At 48.8% G+C, this 22129-nt stretch carries 27 protein-coding genes; 5 read left to right on the forward strand and 22 right to left on the reverse strand.

What is annotated here, in order from left to right; all coding sequences use genetic code 11:
- Window positions 1-52 precede the first annotated feature (52 nt).
- The gene (gene trxA / locus W01_RS11440) at window positions 53-379 is read right to left on the reverse strand and encodes a thioredoxin TrxA (protein ID WP_173054803.1); all 327 of its coding nucleotides are present in this window, start codon (window positions 377-379) and stop codon (window positions 53-55) included.
- Between the two features lie 468 nt (window positions 380-847).
- On the opposite strand from trxA, the gene W01_RS11445 reads away from it, so the two are divergent.
- Window positions 848-1339 (forward strand): Lcl C-terminal domain-containing protein, encoded by a 492-nt coding sequence (locus tag W01_RS11445; protein ID WP_173054805.1) that lies wholly within the window; start codon window positions 848-850, stop codon window positions 1337-1339.
- 144 nt (window positions 1340-1483) lie between these two features.
- Here W01_RS11445 and rfbD read toward each other — a convergent pair whose 3' ends face one another.
- From rfbD to tmpT, 10 genes are all read right to left on the reverse strand, one after another.
- The gene (rfbD, locus tag W01_RS11450) at window positions 1484-2389 is read right to left on the reverse strand and encodes a dTDP-4-dehydrorhamnose reductase (RefSeq protein ID WP_242006949.1); all 906 of its coding nucleotides are present in this window, start codon (window positions 2387-2389) and stop codon (window positions 1484-1486) included.
- A 105-nt stretch (window positions 2390-2494) separates the two neighbouring features.
- A complete protein-coding gene (locus W01_RS11455; protein WP_173054809.1) occupies window positions 2495-3952 on the reverse strand; it encodes a TrkH family potassium uptake protein in 1458 nt (485 codons plus the stop codon).
- Window positions 3952-5325, reverse strand: a complete 1374-nt coding sequence (gene trkA / locus W01_RS11460) for a Trk system potassium transporter TrkA (protein ID WP_173054811.1) — start codon at window positions 5323-5325, stop codon at window positions 3952-3954. The genes W01_RS11455 and trkA overlap by 1 nt, the downstream gene beginning before the upstream one ends.
- Window positions 5326-5550: 225 nt before the next feature.
- A complete protein-coding gene (locus tag W01_RS11465; RefSeq protein ID WP_173054813.1) occupies window positions 5551-6108 on the reverse strand; it encodes a thioredoxin family protein in 558 nt (185 codons plus the stop codon).
- A 466-nt stretch (window positions 6109-6574) separates the two neighbouring features.
- A complete protein-coding gene (locus tag W01_RS11470) occupies window positions 6575-7591 on the reverse strand; it encodes a hypothetical protein (protein WP_173054815.1) in 1017 nt (338 codons plus the stop codon).
- Between the two features lie 77 nt (window positions 7592-7668).
- Window positions 7669-8217 carry a pyridoxamine 5'-phosphate oxidase family protein gene (locus tag W01_RS11475; protein ID WP_173054817.1) on the reverse strand — a complete coding sequence of 183 codons (549 nt, stop codon included), beginning with the start codon at window positions 8215-8217 and terminating at the stop codon, window positions 7669-7671.
- Between the two features lie 30 nt (window positions 8218-8247).
- Window positions 8248-8391 (reverse strand): hypothetical protein, encoded by a 144-nt coding sequence (locus W01_RS11480; RefSeq protein ID WP_173054819.1) that lies wholly within the window; start codon window positions 8389-8391, stop codon window positions 8248-8250.
- 387 nt (window positions 8392-8778) lie between these two features.
- On the reverse strand, window positions 8779-9183 hold the full coding sequence (locus W01_RS11485) for a GFA family protein (protein WP_173054821.1): 405 nt from the start codon (window positions 9181-9183) through the stop codon (window positions 8779-8781).
- A gap of 186 nt (window positions 9184-9369) precedes the next feature.
- The gene (locus tag W01_RS11490) at window positions 9370-10179 is read right to left on the reverse strand and encodes a sulfite exporter TauE/SafE family protein (protein WP_173054823.1); all 810 of its coding nucleotides are present in this window, start codon (window positions 10177-10179) and stop codon (window positions 9370-9372) included.
- 10 nt (window positions 10180-10189) lie between these two features.
- A complete protein-coding gene (gene tmpT, locus W01_RS11495) occupies window positions 10190-10834 on the reverse strand; it encodes a thiopurine S-methyltransferase (protein WP_173054825.1) in 645 nt (214 codons plus the stop codon).
- Window positions 10835-10972: 138 nt separating this feature from the next.
- Between tmpT and W01_RS11500 the strand changes: the two genes are divergently transcribed.
- Complete coding sequence (locus tag W01_RS11500; protein WP_173054827.1) at window positions 10973-11413, forward strand: helix-turn-helix domain-containing protein; 441 nt, start codon at window positions 10973-10975, stop codon at window positions 11411-11413.
- A 70-nt stretch (window positions 11414-11483) separates the two neighbouring features.
- Here W01_RS11500 and W01_RS11505 read toward each other — a convergent pair whose 3' ends face one another.
- The 9 genes from W01_RS11505 to W01_RS14210 form a co-directional block, all read right to left on the reverse strand.
- Window positions 11484-12941, reverse strand: a complete 1458-nt coding sequence (locus tag W01_RS11505) for a catalase (RefSeq protein WP_173054829.1) — start codon at window positions 12939-12941, stop codon at window positions 11484-11486.
- A gap of 52 nt (window positions 12942-12993) precedes the next feature.
- Window positions 12994-13440 carry a VOC family protein gene (locus W01_RS11510; RefSeq protein WP_173054831.1) on the reverse strand — a complete coding sequence of 149 codons (447 nt, stop codon included), beginning with the start codon at window positions 13438-13440 and terminating at the stop codon, window positions 12994-12996.
- Between the two features lie 134 nt (window positions 13441-13574).
- Complete coding sequence (locus W01_RS11515; protein WP_305792513.1) at window positions 13575-13907, reverse strand: cupin domain-containing protein; 333 nt, start codon at window positions 13905-13907, stop codon at window positions 13575-13577.
- Between the two features lie 191 nt (window positions 13908-14098).
- A complete protein-coding gene (locus W01_RS11520; RefSeq protein WP_173054835.1) occupies window positions 14099-14344 on the reverse strand; it encodes a hypothetical protein in 246 nt (81 codons plus the stop codon).
- Between the two features lie 127 nt (window positions 14345-14471).
- The gene (locus tag W01_RS11525; RefSeq protein WP_173054837.1) at window positions 14472-15125 is read right to left on the reverse strand and encodes a glutathione S-transferase family protein; all 654 of its coding nucleotides are present in this window, start codon (window positions 15123-15125) and stop codon (window positions 14472-14474) included.
- A gap of 68 nt (window positions 15126-15193) precedes the next feature.
- Window positions 15194-15469, reverse strand: coding sequence for a BrnA antitoxin family protein (locus tag W01_RS11530; RefSeq protein WP_173054839.1), 276 nt, complete (start codon window positions 15467-15469; stop codon window positions 15194-15196).
- A 177-nt stretch (window positions 15470-15646) separates the two neighbouring features.
- Window positions 15647-16153 (reverse strand): peptide-methionine (S)-S-oxide reductase MsrA, encoded by a 507-nt coding sequence (msrA, locus tag W01_RS11535; RefSeq protein WP_173054841.1) that lies wholly within the window; start codon window positions 16151-16153, stop codon window positions 15647-15649.
- A complete protein-coding gene (gene msrB / locus W01_RS11540) occupies window positions 16153-16599 on the reverse strand; it encodes a peptide-methionine (R)-S-oxide reductase MsrB (protein WP_173054843.1) in 447 nt (148 codons plus the stop codon). The genes msrA and msrB overlap by 1 nt, the downstream gene beginning before the upstream one ends.
- Window positions 16600-17111: 512 nt before the next feature.
- On the reverse strand, window positions 17112-17456 hold the full coding sequence (locus W01_RS14210; protein ID WP_445082530.1) for a transposase: 345 nt from the start codon (window positions 17454-17456) through the stop codon (window positions 17112-17114).
- Window positions 17457-17968: 512 nt separating this feature from the next.
- On the opposite strand from W01_RS14210, the gene W01_RS11550 reads away from it, so the two are divergent.
- A complete protein-coding gene (locus W01_RS11550) occupies window positions 17969-18247 on the forward strand; it encodes a hypothetical protein (protein ID WP_173054845.1) in 279 nt (92 codons plus the stop codon).
- 63 nt (window positions 18248-18310) lie between these two features.
- Window positions 18311-18817 carry a hypothetical protein gene (locus W01_RS11555; RefSeq protein ID WP_173054847.1) on the forward strand — a complete coding sequence of 169 codons (507 nt, stop codon included), beginning with the start codon at window positions 18311-18313 and terminating at the stop codon, window positions 18815-18817.
- A 358-nt stretch (window positions 18818-19175) separates the two neighbouring features.
- Here W01_RS11555 and W01_RS11560 read toward each other — a convergent pair whose 3' ends face one another.
- Complete coding sequence (locus W01_RS11560; protein ID WP_173054849.1) at window positions 19176-20306, reverse strand: helix-turn-helix transcriptional regulator; 1131 nt, start codon at window positions 20304-20306, stop codon at window positions 19176-19178.
- Window positions 20307-20483: 177 nt separating this feature from the next.
- On the opposite strand from W01_RS11560, the gene W01_RS11565 reads away from it, so the two are divergent.
- Window positions 20484-20666 (forward strand): hypothetical protein, encoded by a 183-nt coding sequence (locus tag W01_RS11565; protein WP_173054851.1) that lies wholly within the window; start codon window positions 20484-20486, stop codon window positions 20664-20666.
- A 128-nt stretch (window positions 20667-20794) separates the two neighbouring features.
- Here the strand turns inward: W01_RS11565 and mpl are convergent, their stop codons facing one another.
- Complete coding sequence (gene mpl, locus W01_RS11570; RefSeq protein ID WP_173054853.1) at window positions 20795-22129, reverse strand: UDP-N-acetylmuramate:L-alanyl-gamma-D-glutamyl-meso-diaminopimelate ligase; 1335 nt, start codon at window positions 22127-22129, stop codon at window positions 20795-20797.

Raw genomic sequence — 22129 nt, forward strand, 5'->3', positions numbered from 1 at the left:
GCAGAAGGATCTAACGAGATTTAAGAAATATTACAAAATAAGTCTAAATGATTTAGATATGGCTGTCAATAAATGCGGTGAGCTGCGATTTAGACAACGCGCCAACTTTAGTTGCTTCAATACTTCCGTTCTTAAACAACATTAGCGTGGGAATGCCACGGACACCGTATTTCTGCGGAGTTTGTTGGTTTTCATCTACATTCATTTTGGCTATGGTGATGCGCCCGGCATATTCCTTGGCAATTTCTTCCAGAATTGGAGCGATACTGCGGCATGGGCCGCACCATTCTGCCCAATAGTCTACCAGTACTGGTAATGGTGCTTGCAGCACATCGGCAGCAAAGGTTGAATCAGTAACATAATGGATGTGCTCACTCATGATCGATATCGCTTTATAATTATTAAGTTAGGGATGAAATTTATTTAATGTGAAGCTGAGTGAAGGTGCGCTACAGGACTTAAGAGTGCATCGTAACTAAAAAAAGACAAGATGTGAAGTGCTTGCGTATTATTTTGTGCGTAATTTTATTACATTCTGTCCATTTTGCACTCCAAGGATACTACTTACAGGATGCCTCATATCATTTGTTCATTGTGGAAGTGCCTGTTGAAGTGAAGAATAAACTCGTTTAAATATGCTTGAAGATATTTTGAAAGACTGCCAGAACCACCTTCAATCAGAGACACTACTCATTCCGCTGAATTTTGCGGTAGTCGTGCTTCTCAGTGATTTACCCCTTCATTTAACCGGACACTATGGATTGAAATTAAATATAATGAAACGCTGTTTTTAGTTTTTTTATAGAGCTAGAGACAGGATACGCGAATTTATTTTAGGAGCATGATCATGGAAACCGTTACCCCCCTGCCGTTAACAGACGTAGTAGCTGAGTTAGGCGATCCAGAGGCGCAAACCCAAGCCCGATATGTAATTTCGACGGATGGTAATGAAGTCACTGACAGCGTTACCGGTCTGATCTGGCGACGTTGTGCAGAAGGTATGAAGATCACAGCCAATGGTTGTAGTGGGAACGCAACCGCTTATAGCTCAGACCAGGCCCAGAGCTGGGCTAAAAACGAAGCCTTAACCAGTGGCAAACCTTGGCGCCTCCCCAGTTTAAAGGAACTGTCGAGCATTGTGGATTCCAGCCGCTGTAACCCGGCGATTGATACGGACGCATTTCCGGGAACGCCAGGATCTCCTTTCTGGTCGGCTCCGCCCGCGGCTGGCGAGCCTTCTTATGCTTGGGGAGTTAATTTCGATTATGGCTACGTGGACTACGGCTCGGAGCATAACAGTGCTGGCTATCGGGTGCGCTTAGTGCGCTCCGGTGAATAATTTAGCACTTGGCGATTTGGGTATTCAAGCTCAGTCAGCACTACCATCGAATACCCATCGTGCCACGCTTTGCGTCCGCAGCTTCATTCACTAATGTTCGTGATCCTGGAATTTGTTTCGTAGAATTCTATTTGATCATGATGCTTAAACCGTAATAATTTTCTCCAATACATGCACCATGTCTTGCTGCCAATCTGGGAGAGTCAGATTAAACGTTTTTCGCAGTTTTCCACTATCAAGCCTGGAATTGGACGGACGTGGTGCAGGTAATGGATAGTTGATGCTCGGAATTGCTTCAATTGCACTCGATTTTAACTGTAATTCGATTCCTGCCTTTTCAGCATAAGCAATGACGTATTTGGCATACTCGTACCAAGTTGTTTCACCGGCAGCAACCAGATGATAGATGCCATAGGGAAAGCTTTCTCGATTTACTTCGTTCCAATACTGAGCAATAACCTGGGCGGTAACATCCGCAATTAAATGCGCTGATGTCGGCGCACCATACTGATCAGCTATTACATTCAGCGATTCACGGTCTTTAGCAAGCCTAAGAATCGTCTTGGCGAAATTGCCACCATGTGCGCCGAATACCCAACTGGTACGAAAGATCAAATTGCGGCAACCCGTCGCGGCAATTCCATTCTCGCCCGCAAGTTTGCTTGTACCATAAACCGATTGCGGGTTCGAGATGTCGTCTTCTACATACCACCCGGGCTGCGTACCATCGAACACATAATCGGTCGAATAATGCACGAGCAATGCGCCTATAGAAGCCGCCTCTTCTGCGAGCGCACTGGGTAGGGTGGCATTAATCAGGTAAGCAATCTGTGGTTCGCTTTCGGCTTTATCTACTGCGGTGTAAGCCGAAGCATTTACAATAATATCGGGCCGTAGTTGACGCATAATTTCTCTTACTTGCGATAACTGGGTCAAATCGCAATCTTGTCGGCCGAAGGCATGCACCAAGCCAAACGGCGACAATGCTCTTTGCAACTCGAAGCCAACTTGCCCATTCTTGCCAAATAGCAAAATAACAGGTTTTTGCAATATCATTATCCGCCCTAGTTATTGAGTGATACGTTAGTAAAACAATCAATTATGAATTTTCTCTAATTCGCGTGTTTCTCGCACAGACATTGATGAAAGATCAGGTTATCGCCGCCAAAAATGCGGCGTAAAAATGATCAGCACGGTAACGATTTCCAAGCGCCCGATCAGCATGGCCAAGGTACATATCCAAGTCTGAAAATCATTTAATATTCCGTAGTTGCTGGCCGGTCCCAAGATCCCCAAACCAGGACCAGCATTGTTGATACAAGCAATTATCCCAGAAAAAGCGGATACGAAATCCAACCCACTGATCACCAGCGTGAAGGTCAATATGACTACGCTCATGAAGTAAAGAAAGATAAAGCTCAACACTGAGAACACGATGTTGTCTGGCACCACGCGGCCGCCAATTTTTAACGGGTTGACCGCGGCCGGATGCAACAGCTTGAGGAATTCCCGCCCTGTCTGCTTAATTAAAATGAGCGTGCGTATCATTTTAATACCACCGCCGGTAGAGCCGGAGCTGGCGGAAATACAGCTTAAGAACAACATCCACAGCGGCGTAAACATGGGCCATTGGTTAAAATCTACACTGGCGAAACCGCAATCGGTCGCAATCGAGATCAGGTTAAAACTAGCGTGCCTTAGTGCGGTCCAGAAACTCGGGTAAGTCCCCTGCCACCATAGAAATGTGCCAATCCCCAGGCAACTTGCCAGTATAAGTATGATGGTGCAGAGGGTCTCGGTGTCACGCAAATAAAGTTTTAAGCTCTTTTCGCGCCATGCCAGAAAGTGTGTTGCGAAATTTATTACGGCCAGCAACATAAATACGATGAGCACAAATTCAATAACAGCAGAGTTGAAGTATCCTATGCTAGCGTCATGCGTGGAAAAACCACCCAACCCCATCGTGGAAAACGCATGGCATATAGCATCTAGCCAGGACATCCCCGCTACGTTTAGCGATAGGATGCAGACCAAGGTAATGCACAGATATACCAGCCACAAATTGCGTGCAGTTTCGGTAATACGCGGGGCGAGGGTGGAATCCTTCATCGGGCCGGGCGTTTCTGCCTTATACAACTGGCGCCCGCCGACGCCCAGCAGGGGCAAAATTGCTACCGCAAGCACGATAATCCCCATGCCGCCCAACCAGATTAATTCGTGCCGCCACAGGTTGATGGCGGGTGGCAAAGCGTCCAGCTGGGTCAACACCGTCGCGCCCGTGGTTGTCATGGCAGACATTGTCTCAAAGTAGGCATCGGTGAACGACAGACCGTTGATCAGCAGCAATAGCGGCAGAGTGGCAAAAGCAGGCATCGCCGTCCACATCAGTACTACCAGTAAATAGCCGTGGCGGATAGACAGCTCACCTTTGTTGTGGCGTGTAAGCATCCACATCAGACAGCCCACCGCAAATGTCATCACCATCGCCAGGGCAAAGTCTATCAATGTACCATCTTGATAAATCAGTGACGTACAAATAGGAAAGAGATACGTTACGCTGAACAGGATTAACATCGTGCCAAGCGCGTGAATAACGGTCAGCGAGTGTTGCATTAAAAAAAACCTATGCTGACCTGAAATAACTTCTCGACCTTGCTAATCATCTTTTTGTTGATTACGAATACGATGACATGGTCGTCCGCCTCAATCACCGTGTCGTGGTGACCCATGATTACTTGATCGCCCCGCACAATTGCGCCGATAGTCGCGCCCTTGGGCAGTTCAATTTCATCAATGCGCCGTCCTACCACTTTAGACGAATGTCGCTCGCCGTGTACCACCATCTCCAGCGCTTCTGCCGCTCCGCGCCTAAGCGCATGCACCACTGCCACGTCGCCCTGACGGACGTATGCGAGCAACGAACCGATCGTAATGTGGGCCGGTGATAGGGCAATATCTATCTTCCCGCCTTGCACCAATTCAACATATGAACTACGGTTGATCAATGAGAGCACTTTACGTGCCTTCCCTTTTTTGGCTAGCAGTGCGGACATAATATTGTTTTCATCATCATTAGTCAGAGAACAGAATACGTCTACATCAGCTACATGTTCGGCGGCCAGCAGGTTTTCATCGGTCCCATCGCCACAGAGTACCAGCGTATGGGCCAACTCGGCTGCCAGGCGCTCACACGCTTTTTTGTTATGCTCGATCAGCTTAACCTGATAATCGCGCTCCAGCGCTCGTGCCAGCCGACGTCCTATATTGCCACCGCCTACAATCATCACACGTTTGGCAGGCTTATCCATATGACGCCACTCTTTCAACACAGTGCGGATATTTTTGGTTGCGGCAATAAAGAAAACCTCGTCGCCGGCTTTGATTACCGTACTACCTTCGGGAATAATTGAGCCGTCCTGGCGGAAAATTGCCGCAACCCGGGTGTCAACATTGGGCATATGTGTGCGCAGATAACGCAATTCCCGTCCGACCAGAGGGCCGTCCTCAAACGCTTTGACCGCCACCATGGAGGCCCGGCCATTAGCGAATTCCAGCACCTGCAGGGCTTCTGGAAACTCAATCAATTTATAGATGTAATCAGTGAGTATCTGTTCCGGGCAAATGGAAAAATCGACACAAAAATTATCAGCACTAAATATTTCGGGATGTTCCAGATAATTTGCGGCGCGAATGCGCGCAATCTTGGTCGGGGTGTTATACAGACTGGCGGCAAGCTTGCAGGCCACCATGTTAACCTCATCGCTTTGCGTAACGGCTAACAACATGTCAGCATCTGCAATGCCAGCTTGTTCCAGTACAGAAGGATGGGATGCATTTCCCACTAGAGTACGTAGATCAAAACGATCTTGTAACAGACGCAATTTTTCCGCGTCAGTATCAACGATGGTGATATCGTTGTCCTCTCCAACCAAACTCTCTGCCACTGTCGAACCGACCTGCCCGGCCCCGAGTATCAAAATCCGCACGTCAATCGCCTTTCATGATGTTCAACTGCTTTGTAACTGCTGACGTGTATTGACCGTGATGCGTTAACCGGCAAGAAATAAATAGGCCGGTGCGGCTCAAGTCGGGTTTGCTACTCAACAACATGGCTTCATCGTCTCTGTACAAATAATTCAGCCGCAAAACTTGGGAAACTGATGAGCGTCAGCTCAAGAAATGAAGCGCAATTCAGTGGAACGGATTCAGGTTTATGCTTCGTTTTTCCATTTAATAGAACAACCCATACTGGCGATCTGCTCTAGTGGCCCCTTGCCCGTTTGCGCTACTTGCACCATGGCATTAAACAAATCACGCGGTACATCCGGCATCGCCTCCTTGCGCGAGGCATCCAGTCGACCACGGTATTGCAATTCCAGTTGAGCATTAAATCCGAAGAAATCTGGCGTGCAAACTGCTCCGTAATCCTTAGCAATTTGCTGTGTTTCGTCCCATACATAAGGGAATGGATAAGCGTATTGTTGAGCCATTTTTTGCATATTCTCAAATGAGTCTTCCTCATATTCTGCAGAGTCATTCGACATGATGGCAATGCTGTTAATGCCATGTTGCAGCAGCTCGCGTGTATCCCGCACAATGCGATCACGGATGGATTTCACATAGGGACAATGGTTGCAAATGAACATCACCAACAGCCCATTCTTGCCACATGTATTTTTCGGGGTGTAGCGTTTTCCATCTACCCCCCGCAAGTTAAATTCATGAGCCTTCCAGCCAAAATCGCAAACTGGCGGTTGTAAACTCACCATTAAATTTCTCCTTAATAATTTTCAGGGACGTTTTCAAATCCCAAGTGATAAACGCAATATGATGTTGCATAAAGTCAAAAGCGACCGGCATCGATAGCTATTTGGATGACTTGAACCCCGTGCAATACTTTTTGAAGAAATTATTGCACTTGGATTTTGAGTGCACCTGATGTTCGATTGCTTACAAAAGCAATAAATTTATTGGGTAGTATTTTAATACAGATTTTTAATAAATGCCGGTGGCACCGAAGGCTAATGAAAGTTGCTTAATATCGAATAGTGGCTATGTTGTGGATGCTACACATTTTACTAGCAAGCGAAAAAGTAGCGGGCGCTTCCGCTAAGAAGCATCCCTTTGAATGAATTGTTAAGTCGCCGGAGCGCGCCCAGCACACGCCCTTGATTACCTTAGATTCAGCATATTTTATCGTGCTATCAGGATGTGAAAACTGCCTCCATTTTTCTCTCAATGCTTAAATGGCAGTTTGTCTATTTCCCGCTCGATCTTGCGTGAGCTCGGTGCGCGCAAGTACCGCAAACTGGTTGTGATCGCCTCGAGTTCGGAGCGTGCACCGCTACGCTGCATCGCCTCGTTGAGCACCGAGCCGAGATTGACCAGGGCGTTGGGCAGGCGCGTGACACGCCAAGTAAAGGTGTAGTCGGCAAAGCCGGCGCAGATCTGGCCGGGGCAGGGATCCAGTGTGATGGATTCAATCAATTCGTCGCCAACCTTAGGTAGCGCGGCCTCAAGTTCCTGCGTCGAATAGTTAATCTGGGCGCGGCCAATGAAGTCGTTAAATCCACTTCCGTTTGGGCAGCTCGCGGAGTACGGGCCGGCATGACGGCCTGGTTCTGGCGTTTCTTCTCCTCCGACGCAAAATCCATTCGGGAATCCGACCGAGTCCTGCTCCCATAATTCGACCTGAAAATTTAGTGGTGCGGGCTCGCCGACCTTTTCGCACACTGAGGACTCGTCGAGCACGACGATACCGGGGCGTACCGCGACGATGCAACTCTTGGCTGGATTAAAGTTGTGGGTGTCGCCCGAATCGATGTTACCGACCTCCCTGGAGACAGTCCAACCTTTGGCATCGGTGGTTTCAACCACCACTTCGTCGCTGCCCAACCAGTCGATGCCGGTTTCGTCTCGCGCCTTGAAGCGCATTGCCTCGATTTTGTAGCGCCGTTCGACCCATCTAATCGTGTCCCAGTTAATGCTGCTCGATGCCTCTGTGACGACGGTTGCGTGATCCGTGTCTCCGAGCTGCGGTGATGTCGGATGTGCCTGTGCGAAAGCATCGGCAGTGCACCAAAGCCCCGCCGCCAAACCGAAGCAAATCGCTATTGAACGCCTGTGTGAAGTTATTGTAGGTGCACTTCTCGGTGAGACAGTTTTCAGTAAGGTCGCAATTAACTGCATAGATACAGGTCTGTGTGCTGCATCTTGGGCAAGAGTAAAGCGTTGAATCTCTTGCTGTAACATGTCATCTCCTTTTGTATTCGAGGCCTTGATGAGCCTAACAATAAATCGCGCGTTCGAAATAGAGGGTTTTTTCAACTTCACTCGAATTCGGCTGTGGGCAAGCCGTCGATGCTGCGAGCGTTCTTCTCGCGCCGATAGGCAGAGAGATTCTCGATGCCTTTTGTTTCGACCCAACGGTCGATGACGTCGCGATCTTCGACAAACGGCATGATCGGCACTCCGTATCCACAAGAATCGCTGATGCGAGTGACGTGGATCAGGATGATTGCCCGAGTACTCGGCTTCAAGTGCATCTTTGGAGCAAGCTCCTTCCACAGCGTCGTACCTGGCAAGACAGTTTCACCCGTGCCGTGGAAGCGGACGATCTTCGGTGGTCCTTCAAACGCACAGAACATTAGAACGATCCGTCCGTTATCCCTGATGTGAGCGATTGTCTCGGCTCCGCTTCCTGTGAGATCGGCATAGGCGACCGTTTGAGGAGTGAGAATTCTGAGAGAGTCCAGGCCTTTAGGGGAACAATTCACGTGGCCTTCAACTGCTGATGGTGCCGTTGCGACGAAGAACACGTGCTGCTTCTGAACCCACGACGTAAGCTCGGGAGTAATTTCGTTGTAGATTTTGCCCATATGGATCCTTATTGGTGTTTAAAGTTTGAATTAATGGGGGGCGTTAGGCGCCCCGTTTGATGATAGGTTAGGGTTTGTTTCAGGTTTCACTTTACTGCTTTTATCTGCTGATTTTTTTACTTCAGCAGCGATTTTAAACATTTTTTGTGGCAACGCTTTAGATTCTTTAGTCACTTGAGTCTTTAAGTTAAGGGAGCGCTTTCGTTAGGGAGCGTTCCCTTTGAATGAATTGTTAGCACCCGTGCGCGCAGCTTGGGTACGTAAATATCCGAACGCGAGTAAAACTAATCCTGCCACGAGCGGGCCTGATCCGAAAATTCCCACGAGGCCGTGGTTCTGGTTGAGCCGCCGGACTTCAATGGCAATCGCGCCATTCACGAGGAAGTCAGGCGGGATATTCCCATCGGGTTCGTATACAACGTCAACGTAGCCGCGATGGTGTAGGTGGTCTTGGACGAGCTTCTCGGATGCATCCGTGTGGGTTCTTTGAAATCAAACGTTTGACATGAGGGATGGTCGTCACTCGCGCGATGAGCTCTGGAGTCATGAGACGGCCAATTTTTACAGGTGCCTGGTCTCGGCTGGCGGTTCGCCCCAGTTGTTATTTCGACCGTCACTGAATCGAATTGGCGATTCGAAAAGTTCTTCCGGACTAGCGTTATCGAGTGCCGACAGTTGGATTGACACATAGTCACCGCCGATCTCTTCAACATATCCACGAGCGAACGAGCGCACGCCGCAGTGCTTGCAAAAGAGGTGGTGACCTACTTTGTGACCGAATTGATAGTCCCTCAGGTCGCTCTCGCCAGACTGCAGCCGAAATGCATCTGGTTTGATGATTGCATTCCAGTTGCGCGTTTTTGTACAAATCGAGCAGTTGCATCTGTTAGTGCCCAAGCTAAGGTCAATGTCGGCTTCAAACCGAATGGCTCCGCAGTGGCAGCTACCGAGATAGGTCTTGATCATCAAATTCTCCATGGTGTAGTTGTGTGGGCTGTGGCACCCACCGTAAAGTAGATCTCTCCGAAAACCAGCTAAATCACGCCTGCCGTATTGTCGGGCATTTTGTCATTAAGCCCAATCTATCAAATATTGATATATATTTGATGTAAATATTATCAAAATACTCCCAAAGTATGTCCGTATTCCTAGTTAAAATTGAACAAACGAGACTAGCATCTTGATGCTCAAAAGTAGCGAGATAGCAGCGAATATTTTTTTCAAATAAGCTTCGGGCAAACTATGGGAGCAGCGAGCGCCATAGGGAGCTGTAATAGAGCTGGCAATCGATATTGCCAAAAATGCGGGCACATAAATGTATCCAAGAGTATAGGGATCGCTCAATGTTTTAGACCAGCCGCTCATCATGTAGCCAATAGTCCCCGTGATAGCGATGGGAAATCCAATGGCTGCTGAAGTGCCAATAGCTTTTTTCATGTCTATATTCTTATAGCCTAGGTAGGCAACGGTGAGAAAACCGCCACCTACTGCTGCAAGCGCTGATACCGATCCGATCCCCATTCCGGCAACAATTAATCCGCGCAAATTTATCGGTTTTTGGCTCGGTTTCGGTTGCCAATTAAAAAACATTTGCACTGCGATCAGTGCCATGAACAGCGCAAAAAATAGGGCAATGGTGGTTGAGTTAATGTGGGCAGCAACCTGTGCAGTTAGAAAGGCACCCAGAATAATCCCGGGTGCCATTCCGCGAACGACCGGCCACATTACGGCGCCTCGAGAAGTATGTGCGCGGATGCTGGCTGATGAAGAAATAATCATGCAGGCCAATGACGTTCCTAATGCCAAATGAACGACGCTATCTACGCTCATACCTTGGTAAATAAAAATGGATGCCAGCAAAGGAACCAGTATTCCACCTCCACCAAGCCCTAGAAAGCCCGCCATAAAACCAACAAAGGCACCCAACACCATGTACAACACTATCCATTCAATATTCGGCATATATCTCTCCCTATTTATTGATTTTTTGGAGCAACCAAGCGGTCTCCACTGACGCAACTTTTCCTTTTAATCCGCCCGCAACATTTTTGGTGTCAACAGATTTCAAATGGTAAGTCGCACCATAATGTTGTTTTACTTCGTTTTCGTTAACTGAAAACGGTGGGCCATCCATCAGCAGTTGGTTGTATTCATAAGAGATCAGCAGCTGCGGCGCTGCGTTAGTTATGTTCATCAGGTGTGACGTATATTGCTGCCGTATGGAAGCAGGCAATGCAACTAAAGCTGCGCGATCGTATATCGCGTTTATAGGCCCAAGATATTCAGCCGATACATCAAAAATATCACCCACTAGCATGTCGATATCTTTAGCACTGTAGCGGGTCAATTTTCCAACCTTGGAGATTTCTGGCGCTAAGCCTAGTTCTTTAAATAACTCGCTAATGGCGAGTTCGCTTAATTCTGCGCCAACAACTCGATAACCGCGGGCAAGCAACCATGCACAATCACGTGACATACCGCACAACGGCAGGAATACTCGACTGTCTTTTGCCAGATTTAATTTTTCAAAATGTTCGATGAGTAACGGGTTTGCCTCACTTTTATGAAAACCAATATCACCTCGTTTCCATTTTTGATGCCAAAAATTTGCATTCATATCGTCTCCTTAAATTCCTCAGGTAGAAATAACATCTCACCAACTTAACGACTTAATTGTTGTGCTCAGTTGTGTAGTGAGCTAGGATACAAGCTCAAGTCGACTTGAAGTCAAGGATTAATTTCGTCAGGTGGAATAATGGATATAGCTGAGGTCGCAAAGGCATCTGGATTACCCGCCTCGACGTTACGATTTTATGAAGAAAAAGGACTGATCCGGTCAACTGGGCGAAATGGTTTGCGCCGTTTATTCAGCGCCAATGTTATAGAGCGGCTGGCTTTAATATCTTTGGGGCGTAGCGCCGGTTTCTCGCTTGATGAGATTGGTGAAATGTTTACTGCTGAAGGGCCCGATATTAATAGAGCACTGCTTTTAGCCAAGGCAGATGAGTTGGATAGAACAATTGAAGAACTCGCCTCTATGCGTGATGGGCTTCGTCACGCAGCGGTCTGCAAGGCGCCCAACCATTTTGAATGTCCGAAATTTCTTCGTCTCCTCCGTGTTGCCGGTAAAAATCGGTTCAGGCAACCCAATAAATTAAAGGAAAACAAACTTAAGCGAGGCGTGCAGAAAAGTTAAGGCAGGCGAATTTAGCGGACGTGGTCGCTTCGTGAGCACGTCCGCTAAATTACTTTGTTAGCCAACACTTTTACTTTGGTACCTCACTCAATGAAATACCCAATGCCTGGGCTATACCTGCACCATAGGCAGGGTCGGCTTTGAGGCAGTTACCGATATGGCGAATTTGGATATCGCGCGGTGCACCATCGATGGAACGCGCGGTGTTTTCAAACAGTACCTGTTGCTGTGGTGGTGTCATCAATCTAAACAGCGCACCGGGTTGCGAGTAGTAATCCGTATCTTCACGATGGTTCCAGTGATCAGCAGCACCATTCAGGGCAAGCGGTGGTTCACTAAAATCCGGCTGCTCCTGCCATTCGCCAGAACTGTTGGGCTCATACCCCAACGTACTGCCGTGATTGCCATCAACACGCATAGCTCCATCACGATGGTAACTGTGTACGGGGCAACGTGGCGCATTGACCGGAATAAGATGGTGATTGACGCCCAGACGGTAACGCTGCGCATCACCATAGGAAAACAGACGGCCTTGTAACATTTTGTCTGGCGAGAATCCAATGCCAGGTACGATGTTGGCCGGATTAAATGCCGATTGCTCGACTTCAGCAAAGAAATTCTCTGGATTACGGTTCAATTCCATTACGCCGACTTCAATTAGCGGATAGTCCTTGTGCGGCCATACTTTGGTGAGATCAAAGGGGTGATAGGGAGCGGTGGCTGCATCTTTTTCCGGCATGATCTGAACGTACATGGTCCACTTTGGAAAATCATTTTTCTCAAGGCTTTCATAGAGGTCGCGCTGATGGCTTTCTCTATCCTTGCCAACGAGAGCCTCAGCTTCGGCGTCGCTCAAATTTTTGATTCCCTGCTGGCATTTCAGGTGAAATTTCACCCAATGGCGCTCGTTCTGTGCACTGATAAAGCTGAAGGTGTGGCTACCAAAGCCGTGCATATGCCGATAGGTCGCTGGAATTCCTCGATCACTCATGACTATGGTAATTTGGTGCAGCGCCTCCGGTAGTGAAGTCCAGAAGTCCCAATTGTTTTTCGCGCTGCGAAGATTAGTACGCGGGTCGCGCTTCACAGCATGATTCAGATCTGGGAATTTAAGCGGATCGCGCAGGAAAAACACAGGCGTGTTGTTGCCCACCAAGTCCCAGTTTCCTTCTTCCGTGTAGAACTTCACAGCAAAGCCGCGAATATCGCGTTCGGCATCAGCCGCGCCGCGTTCACCCGCTACCGTGGTAAAACGGGCGAATAACTCTGTTTTTTTACCCACCTCAGAAAATATCTTTGCCCGGGTGTATTTTGTAATATCGTGCGTAACCGTAAACGTGCCATATGCCCCCGAACCCTTTGCATGCATACGTCGCTCTGGAATGACCTCGCGATCAAAGTGTGCAAGCTTTTCAAGAAACCAAACATCCTGCAGCAACTGCGGGCCGCGCGGGCCTGCCGTCATTACGTTCTGGTTGTGGGCGACCGGGCAACCGGCATTCGTGGTGAGTTTCTTTTTGTCACTCATGGGGTATCTCCTGTTGGTGTGTGTTGGCTGATGAAGCTACAGAAAAGTATCTTCATACCCGCATCGTGCCGTGAACCAAAACAAATTTCAAGACCAAACGAAATGTAAAATTCATGTCTCGGCAGCTAAACCCTCGACCCCCATAGTTTTCGTCTTTGATTTTAATTTCAATCTTCGCGCCCGCGGCCTTTGCTCGCTGGTAGATTGAGTCAGCATCTGACACTATCAGATACGGACTCTGCGTTTCCATGCCGCCAATTTCGTCTGGCTGTTTGGTGAGGCGACCGAATTCGTTCTCGACTTTGGAAACGGAACCGAGCGTGACCATCCCATTTCCGAAGCTGAGCTGCGCATGGGCAATCGTGCCGTCGTCGTTTGGGACGACCAGCTGTTTCTCGAAACCGAAGACCAAACAGAGCCATTCAATGGCCTTAGGCGCGTCGCGATAGCGCAAACAAGGAACTACTGTGGCGCGTGTGTCCTTCGCGGTACTCGACATTTCGGACTCCTCTGGTTATGAACTGTGGAGATTGTCAGTGATGCCCCACTTTTGAGATGAAAGGCGCGACCGGCTTGTCGGGTGACATCCTCTCGATTGAAGGATTAGCCCTCATTCGATGCGTGGCCTCTGCCTCATTCATAGGGCGTTCCGTCTTTGTGAACAAACTTCCACTTTCCTTCCAGTAGCATGGCCTTGAGATTGTCATCTGGATAGCTGCCTACGTCTCCCGCCGTTCTGTCGCCGACTTCGAGGTACACGACTTCCTCAGGGGTTTCGTTTATGAGGCGGTGTCCGTTGCCCGTGCCTGCCTTAAAACCTGCGCACATTCCTGGAGAGAGCTGGCGCCGACCTTCGTCTGTGTGTAGCGTAGGCCGCCCTTGAAGTATGTAGACGAACTCGTCTTGCTTGGTGTGGGCGTGGCGAAGGGCCGAAACTGCATTGGGCGCTAAACGCGTAAGGTTCACGCCGAAGTTTGTAAGGCCGAAGACTTCGCCAAGTTGGCGTTTCTCTCTGCCCACCATGCGCGACGCGAATGGCTCGGGGTAGACCGATGGCTTACTGCGTGCCGGTACTTCGGCGGCGGTGACGGCGATTGGATTCGGCTTTTCTGACATGAGGCCTCGCGAGACGGATTGATGAGGGTTAACGCTTCAATTCACGGGCGGCTGAAAGCCGTCTCGTGGAATGAAATGTTAGGGTCCCAACGCTCGCTGCTCGGCCCGATGAGAAAATCTCCGCCGCGCCCGAAGAACAGCAGCTTGCCGCCGGACTTCTCAAGATGCGGCATGGTGTGTTCCATGTAGAGGCGATAGGCGGCCTCCCCGGTGATAGGCGTAGGAGGTGCAAGTTGTGGCGTTGCCGAGTAGTCGGCGACGGCTTGGTAGCGCAGGAGATTCAACATCACAACGCTTCCAGCGATGCCTCGTATGAACAAGGCTCGGCCGGACTCTTGGGTTGGCTCAAGGTAGGTTTGCATGTCGACTCACTTCAATGTTTGATGCGGGGCCGGTTGAGCTACAGCGCACGCGTCACGGCAACTGCTGCTTGGAAAGTGCAGCACCGAGCTCAAGATCAATTGCCTTTGCTGCTTTGTATGCTGGGCGCTCTACCAGTTTTTGGATGTATTCCTCGAATTCCGGCCTCTTGGGAAGCGTGCCAAACTGCGTACCCCAGAGAATGTGAGATCCCACATAGACATCGGCTGCTGAAAAGGCGTCGCCGGCCAGGTAGGGCGCCGAATTGACCGCCTTAGCCAGGACATCAACAGTACGTTCATAGTTGCCGTAACCAACCATTCGCTCCTGCTCTTCACTAACTGCGACTTTCAGGCTGTGATCCATAACCGCCGCCTCAAGCGGACCTGCTGCAAAGAAAAACCATCGGTAGTAGCTAGCTCGATCAGCGTTTGATGGCGCCAGGTTGGCGGAAGGATAGGCGTCCGCCAAGTATGCACAGATGGCGGCGCATTCCGTGACGACGCTTCCACGATGGGTAATCGTCGGTACTTTCCCCATTGGATTGACGGAAAGGTATTCGTCTGACTTCATGGAAGTTCCGTAGTCTAGTATTACCTGTCTGTAATTCGCTCCAGTCTCTTCGAGCATCCATCGCGCTATCTGACCTCGTGACCAAGGATGGGTATACAGGACAAGATCGCAGTCTGGCGAGACGGTTAGGGTCATAGGTTCTCCGTGGATGGTAGGAAAGGGGTAAGGAAAATTCTGGGGCTTAAGGTGAACGAAGCAGTGGCTTACGTTGGAGAATGGTTTTTAAGCCACTCACGCAAAGCTGCGTCCACTCGGGTTTGCCAGCCTTCGCCGCTTGCGCGGAATTGCTCTACCACTTCTCGCGACAACCGAATAGTGATGCGCTCTTTAATTGGCGCTTTCTGAGGGCCACGCACGCCTAGTTTCTTTCTGAGAGACAGTGGCAATACTTCAGCGGCCGGCCTAAATTTCGCCATATCTTCGGCGGTTAGTTCGCGGATCTCGTCGTCTGCGCCAATCAAGGGTTTGCGGCTTGCCATGTCTATTTTCCTCTCTCGTTTTTGATCAGGTCAAAGTCGATTTTCATGAGCCATGAGTGTATGTACAAATAGGTGATGCGTCAATATTTTTTGTATGTACAAATAAAGAATAATCTGTCGTGTGAAAGTGGGGTCGAACGTAATGGCTGTGCATTTATGCGGGCTCCGGCATGGACATTATTTGTCCGTTCGTTTTGGCAACATCCAGTTCGGGCGCGGGTAATGGCAGGTATAGCCGTTGGGGAGACGCTCCAGATAATCCTGATGCTCGGGCTCGGCTTCCCAGAAATCACCGGCAGGCGCCAGCTCGGTAACAACCTTACCCGGCCACAAGCCTGAGGCGTTCACGTCAGCTATCGTATCGAGCGCGGTCTGTTTCTGCTCGTCGGTGACGTAGTAAATCGCCGAGCGGTAGGACGAACCCTGGTCATTGCCCTGCTGATTGGCCGTCGTCGGATCGTGTATCTGGAAGAAGAATTCCAGAATGCGACGGTAAGAAATTTCCGCTGGGTTAAAGAAGATTTCGATACCTTCGGCATGCGTGCCGTGATTGCGATAGGTGGCGTTGCGCACGTCGCCGCCGGTGTAGCCCACCCGCGTTTTTTCCACGCCGGGCAGTTTGCGGATCAGATCCTGCATACCCCAAAAGCAGCCCCCTGCCAGTACTGCGCGTTCCTGTGCCATTACTTATCCTCCACCTGGTTAAGATATTCGCCGTAGCCTTCCGCCTCCATGTCATCCCGGTGGATAAAGCGCAGCGAGGCTGAATTGATGCAGTAGCGCAAGCCACCGCGATCCTGCGGGCCGTCCGGGAACACATGCCCGAGATGACTGTCACCGTGAACCGAGCGGACTTCGGTACGGATCATGCCATGGCTGGTATCGCGCAGTTCGTTGATGTGCGCGGGTACGATGGGTTTGGTGAAGCTGGGCCAGCCGCAGCCCGACTCAAACTTGTCCGACGACGCAAACAACGGCTCCCCCGACACGATATCCACATAGATGCCCGGTTCGTCATTGTGAAGATACGCCCCCGTCCCTGAATGTTCCGTGCCGCCGTGCTGGGTTACGCGGCGTTGTTCCGGTGTCAGGTTGGCGATGGCAGTATCAGATTTCTTGTATGTCTTCATGAAGTTTCCTTTGAGAGGGTTGGAGTCGCGTTTGTTTCAAAAGCACTATGCCAAACGTTGGCGTTCAGCAGCCGCCAAAGAAGCGCAGGGTCAGGAAGCGCGCGGTCAGTTCTAAATATTACAACACTTTTTTTCGGTCTTCTTCAAGCTTCCGCACTGCGCCACTTACCGTCATGTAGTGCACCCCGAAATGGCCCCGATCTCTGCCATCGTATAAGCACTGGATAGGTAAGCCTGAGCTATCGCTTGATCTCTATCCGGGTGGCGCATCGGGACTCATCCAGCGACAAAGCGACCGATCTTCAATGGGCCTTTGAAACTTCCCGTAACTCTTTTGGATTTTTTGTGTGCCAGTGGCGTTCTATGAAAGCATTGTCACCCAGCAACTGTTGATGGCGAGTTTCCAGCATGGGACTAGGTAAACTCCTGCCCGCCATCCCGAACTGGTGATAGCCCCTGAGCGCTTTGCTCCGCTGTGAACCAAACTGACCAAGCAACCAGTCCGCATCCAGCTACGGAGGGGGTGCTTCCTGCCCCATGATGGAGGGATAACTTCTCCAGCGCCAGTCTTCAAGCGATTTTACCATGTTGGCGCGCAGTGGGTTCAGCACCACATAGCGCGTCAATTCCAGTAAATAGGTTTCCTTTTGTACCAGGATCGCCTTGTAGCGCCCCCGAAAAAGATGCCCAACCAAGCTATGGCGACGGTTGAATCGCTGGGTATATAGGCCGTTCAATTGCCGCATCCCACCGGATAAATTACCGTCCACCGTCTCCACCAGCAGGTGATAGTGATTGGTCATCTGGTAAAAAGCATGAACCACCCAGTTAAACCGAGCGCAAACAATGCCCAACACTGCTAGCCAATCACTGCGAATGGTTATTCAGGTAAATATCTTCCCGACGATCCCCGCGCGAGGTGACGTGATAAAGGGCACCCGAAAATTCCAGTCTGAGAGGTCTCGCCATCTGTGATGTGTAATAAGGTTTGTTGGAATATTAGAACTGACCTCGTGCGGGTGCGCTAAATTTATCCTTCATTTGAAGGATGCTTTACACAATCCAAAGAGCATAAACTGTATTTAACTTTAGATAGTACAGGATATACATAATCACTAAGCTCGAGATCGACCACTGCATAGGCTAAGAAAACAAATTTTTTATTTGCAGAATAATCGGTATTATTATCCGGCCTGTCACAATACTGTTCGGTTTGTGATAAATATAATATATATCAATATATTATATGCAACTTTGCTCGAAATATTGCTTAAGCGAACAGCATTGAGATCTAACCCCAAGCCCCACGGTTAGCTCTATGTTAGGCGAAGCAGCCGCGCCATTCGGCTGAAACACTGTAGGAGGAAATATGGAAGAACCATTCCTGTACAAAGGCACCGAACCCATCGAGTGGTCATTTTCGCAGGTTAGCGAATTTGTTGGACTCGCGATTCAACTGAATTGCCTTGATGAATTGAACAAATATGCTGAAAAACAAAGTATTGTAGTAAAGCTCCCAACTGAAACCGTGAACTTCGTCAAAGACTTTCTGTTCAAGCGGCGATATCACAAGAATAGTGAGTCAGCGCGAGCGGTGATTACGAGCGCAACTTGTCCAAAGCGTCCAGATCCTGAGTACCCACGGTAATCAAGAAAGTATTACCTAATGAATTAAGGTTGGGAATTTTTGTTAACCATAAGGAGGTGCTACATGAAGAAGGCAATGATTGCAGTTGCTTGCGCGTTGGCATTAGTAGGCTGCGCGTCAAAATTTGAAACCCATAAGTTCGATACCAAGACTTGGACACCATCTAAGGAATCAGTGGAGGGTGTGATTTACTATGAGCCGCATCAGGTAGTAATTACCTACAAATACACTATGCTTGTTGATAAAGACAAAAACGTAATTGGAACATCAGAGGATAAGGCCTGCGTTGAGGTTATTCAGAAGCAAGAACTTGCCATCGAACCTGACTTTGAAAGTGCTAGAGTTCTAATTAACAATCCATCAAATTTTTCCTCCAGTAAATTCAGCGTAGCCTTAAATAACGGTATGCTTGCATCAGTAAATTCCGAATCCACACCTAAAGCTACCGAACTAATTAAGGAGGTGACGGGATTTGCCAAGGAAGCTGGATTTTTTCCTCTTGCAGGAAACAACGCACCTGCATGCAATGCAGGTCCCGTAATTCGGGAGAAAAAACCGTGGCAAAATTAAAGGAAAATGCCTCCTAAGCAACACCTCCCAACCAATTGATTTTAAAAAATGATCGAGTAAGAGGCAGGGCTACCGCTGTCTCCTACTCGATTCAATAAAATTCCCATTGAACACTATCTTGTTACCGTGAATTCATCATGAATCTGACGCTTGGCTTGGAGAGGATACGAATATATGCGTATTTCACCATCTTCATGGTTGCACGCAAGCCATCAATACATCGAAGCGCCGTTTAGCTAGATTAACAGTGAAGCAGTATGTACCTCCCGCTGCATGGGCACGTCGATAATGCGTGCGTTCAACCGCCCATATGATGTTCGGCTTTATTTCATTCAGCCCAGCCGAGCTACAACACACTTCATCTTGTATCAATAGACAAAATAGGATAGAAAATACGCATTAAATCTGCTTGTCTTGAAGCACCCGTTTTACTGAATATCGCTTTCATTTGTGAACGTACCGTTGAGATCGCAACACCCGCTTCATATGCGATCTCTTTTGGTGCCATACCTTTAATAAGATCGATAGCAACTCGTGCTTCAGCCAGCGTCATTCCATACATTTGCTTTAATAAAATTTTTTTCGGTAGCGTTGGAGAACTGAGTTCTTGTATCACGATCAATGCCATATTTTGTTGGGTTTGATAGCAACATTGATGATCGATAGGTAACGGTGTAATTAATAGGTGCAAAGCAGTGTTGCTATTCATTCCGACCCTCAAACCACTGGCAATTTTAGGGCCATTGAGACCACAAGCAAGTCGAATTGCATAAATCAATTTTCTGTTAAATGTATCGCAGCTAGTAATGCTGTGTGCGACCATTTTTATTTCAGTTCGGCGCGATAGCAATGTATCAGCAAGCGTGCTTACATAGCTGATGCTTCCATCACCGCTAGCAATCAGAATAGGTAGTCGTATTTGCTCTAGGCTTGCCTGAAAAAACGAATTTTGCGTTTTGATCGACTCAAAATGCGACTGTATATTGAGTGCACGTCGCAGATGAGCGAGTAAGCCAGACAATTGTTTGAGCTGATCGACCTTTTGTGACTTAGGGATATTTTTATATTGGATAGCAATAAAACTGTCTGATTCTACATTGCTCACAATTGGCGAGACGGCAAGGGAGCAAAAGCCGAAAGGTTTCATGAAATCTTGATAGAATTCACAACAGTTCATGGCCTTTTTTCCAAAATGAAGGTGATCAATATACCATTGACCTGGTGAGATTTTTTTGACAAAAATTCGACCCGGATCAAGCAAATAGAAATGCTCTTGAAATGCGCTGGTGCATGCCTCTGGTAGGCCACTGCTTTGTATAATGTGCGTGAGGTTAGTGGGCTTGTTCCAAGTAGTTAATGCGACATGCTCACTACCCAGCAGTTGAGCCAAATGATGTAGCGCTTTATTTTGCGACTGCTGATCTAGTATCCCTTCATACAAATCGCTGATGATCAAATTGATATTGTCGGAAAAATCCATTTTAGGCATTATCACCAAATAGCGATACCCCTTTCGGTAAGAACATAATGAATGATAGAGCGATGCCAAAAAAAGAGAATAAGCAAATTGCTTATTTTGACTAATAAAAATTCATAAAATATGTGGCGCATAAAATAATTTTCCTGAACCATTTTCAGCCATACCTTTCTAATGCCTTGTAATTAAATGGGTAATGAGTGGTGCGACGGAAACAAACCTGCGGGACTGGCAGAGAACGGTGTGGAAGAAGCCCGCGCCAAAGCGCTGGCCGAAAGCATCAGTTGCCCCGCGATGTGTTGGAATTTGGGGTCACAGCTAGCCGGCGGATTTTTCAACCTGTCTACGCGAGCCGGATTAAACACAACATGACGTGACAGCTTAAGGTGGTTGATATCGCGCTATGGACCACAATGGCTTTGCTGGTGCATGCTTAATGACAACTCGAAGAGAGATATGAGTTTGCTCAAGTGGGTACTGCTTAAATTGATATATGCGTATTACAAACCGGCTAACCGCTGCAACAATTTCTCATGTATCCCGCCAAATCCGCCGTTGCTCATGATCAGAATGTTATCGCCGGGGCGAGCTGTGGCAACAATGTCTGTTATCAATTCGCCTAAATTATCTTTTATGATAGCCCTGTCTCCCAACGGAGCGAGTACCGCGCGAGTGTTCCAACCTAAATTGAAATCGTAGCAAAAGACCAGGTCGGCATCCTTGAGACTGCCGGGTAGGGCGTTCTTCATCACGCCGAGTTTCATGGTATTGGAACGTGGCTCCAGCACCGCCAGGATGCGCGCGCTACCGGCTTTGGCGCGCAGCCCTGACACGGTAGTGGCAATTGCAGTGGGATGATGCGCGAAGTCGTCATACACGGTGATATCGTTTACCACGCCGCGCACTTCCATGCGCCGTTTGACGTTTTTAAATTCGCTCAATGCCGCTAGTCCATCCACTACAGACACACCGGCATGACGCGCGGCGGCAAGTGCGGCGAGTGTATTCAGGCGGTTGTGTTCGCCCATCAATTCCCATTTCAATTCACCATGTGCTTCGCCATTAAAAGTTACGTGATTATCTGCGTCGATGTTCCAGCCATCAGCACAGGCAAATAATTCCACGGGTGTCCAGCAGCCGTGGCTGATTACGCGCTTTAATGAATCGGCACGGCCGTTGCTGATTATCAGCCCGTTGCCGGGCACAGTGCGAACCAGATGATGGAATTGCGTTTCGATGGCGGCCAAGTCAGAAAAGATGTCAGCGTGATCGAACTCCAGATTGTTGAGGATGACAGTGCGCGGACGGTAATGAATGAACTTGGAGCGTTTGTCGAAGAAGGCGGTGTCATATTCATCCGCTTCAATGACGAAGAAAGGCGTATCGGTTAAACGCGCAGAGAGTCCGAAATTCTGCGGCACGCCGCCGATCAGGAAACCCGGGTTCAAGCCTGCATATTCCAGTATCCACGCCAGCATTGAGGAGGTAGTGGTCTTGCCATGCGTACCTGCAACTGCCAGTACCCACTTATTCTGCAGCAGATTTTGCGCCAGCCACTGCGGGCCGGAGATGTAGGGCAGGTTGCGATTGAGGATTTCTTCCATGAGAGGATTTCCGCGCGAGACCACATTGCCGATAACGAAAATGTCCGGCTGAAGAGTGATTTGTTCCGGGCCGAAGCCTTCAATCAGTTCTATGCCTTGCGCCTCAAGTTGCGTGCTCATCGGCGGGTAAACGTTGGCGTCGCAGCCGGTGACGCGATGTCTTGCTTGCTTGGCCAGCACTGCAATGCCGCCCATGAAGGTGCCGCAAATACCAAGGATATGAATGTGCAT

The sequence above is a fragment of the Candidatus Nitrotoga sp. AM1P genome (genome assembly GCF_013168275.1).
Classification (GTDB): Bacteria; Pseudomonadota; Gammaproteobacteria; order Burkholderiales; family Gallionellaceae; genus Nitrotoga.

Coding starts and splice junctions, on each gene's coding strand:
- trxA (WP_173054803.1), bottom strand. CDS start 379: ATGAGTGAGCACATCCATTATGTTACTGATTCAACCTTTGCTGCCGAT.
- W01_RS11445 (WP_173054805.1), top strand. CDS start 848: ATGGAAACCGTTACCCCCCTGCCGTTAACAGACGTAGTAGCTGAGTTA.
- W01_RS11455 (WP_173054809.1), bottom strand. CDS start 3,952: ATGCAACACTCGCTGACCGTTATTCACGCGCTTGGCACGATGTTAATC.
- W01_RS11465 (WP_173054813.1), bottom strand. CDS start 6,108: ATGGTGAGTTTACAACCGCCAGTTTGCGATTTTGGCTGGAAGGCTCAT.
- W01_RS11470 (WP_173054815.1), bottom strand. CDS start 7,591: ATGTTACAGCAAGAGATTCAACGCTTTACTCTTGCCCAAGATGCAGCA.
- W01_RS11475 (WP_173054817.1), bottom strand. CDS start 8,217: ATGGGCAAAATCTACAACGAAATTACTCCCGAGCTTACGTCGTGGGTT.
- W01_RS11485 (WP_173054821.1), bottom strand. CDS start 9,183: ATGATCAAGACCTATCTCGGTAGCTGCCACTGCGGAGCCATTCGGTTT.
- W01_RS11490 (WP_173054823.1), bottom strand. CDS start 10,179: ATGCCGAATATTGAATGGATAGTGTTGTACATGGTGTTGGGTGCCTTT.
- tmpT (WP_173054825.1), bottom strand. CDS start 10,834: ATGAATGCAAATTTTTGGCATCAAAAATGGAAACGAGGTGATATTGGT.
- W01_RS11500 (WP_173054827.1), top strand. CDS start 10,973: ATGGATATAGCTGAGGTCGCAAAGGCATCTGGATTACCCGCCTCGACG.
- W01_RS11505 (WP_173054829.1), bottom strand. CDS start 12,941: ATGAGTGACAAAAAGAAACTCACCACGAATGCCGGTTGCCCGGTCGCC.
- W01_RS11510 (WP_173054831.1), bottom strand. CDS start 13,440: ATGTCGAGTACCGCGAAGGACACACGCGCCACAGTAGTTCCTTGTTTG.
- W01_RS11520 (WP_173054835.1), bottom strand. CDS start 14,344: ATGTTGAATCTCCTGCGCTACCAAGCCGTCGCCGACTACTCGGCAACG.
- W01_RS11525 (WP_173054837.1), bottom strand. CDS start 15,125: ATGACCCTAACCGTCTCGCCAGACTGCGATCTTGTCCTGTATACCCAT.
- W01_RS11530 (WP_173054839.1), bottom strand. CDS start 15,469: ATGGCAAGCCGCAAACCCTTGATTGGCGCAGACGACGAGATCCGCGAA.
- msrA (WP_173054841.1), bottom strand. CDS start 16,153: ATGGCACAGGAACGCGCAGTACTGGCAGGGGGCTGCTTTTGGGGTATG.
- msrB (WP_173054843.1), bottom strand. CDS start 16,599: ATGAAGACATACAAGAAATCTGATACTGCCATCGCCAACCTGACACCG.
- W01_RS11550 (WP_173054845.1), top strand. CDS start 17,969: ATGGAAGAACCATTCCTGTACAAAGGCACCGAACCCATCGAGTGGTCA.
- W01_RS11555 (WP_173054847.1), top strand. CDS start 18,311: ATGAAGAAGGCAATGATTGCAGTTGCTTGCGCGTTGGCATTAGTAGGC.
- W01_RS11560 (WP_173054849.1), bottom strand. CDS start 20,306: ATGCCTAAAATGGATTTTTCCGACAATATCAATTTGATCATCAGCGAT.
- W01_RS11565 (WP_173054851.1), top strand. CDS start 20,484: ATGGGTAATGAGTGGTGCGACGGAAACAAACCTGCGGGACTGGCAGAG.
- mpl (WP_173054853.1), bottom strand. CDS start 22,129: ATGCACATTCATATCCTTGGTATTTGCGGCACCTTCATGGGCGGCATT.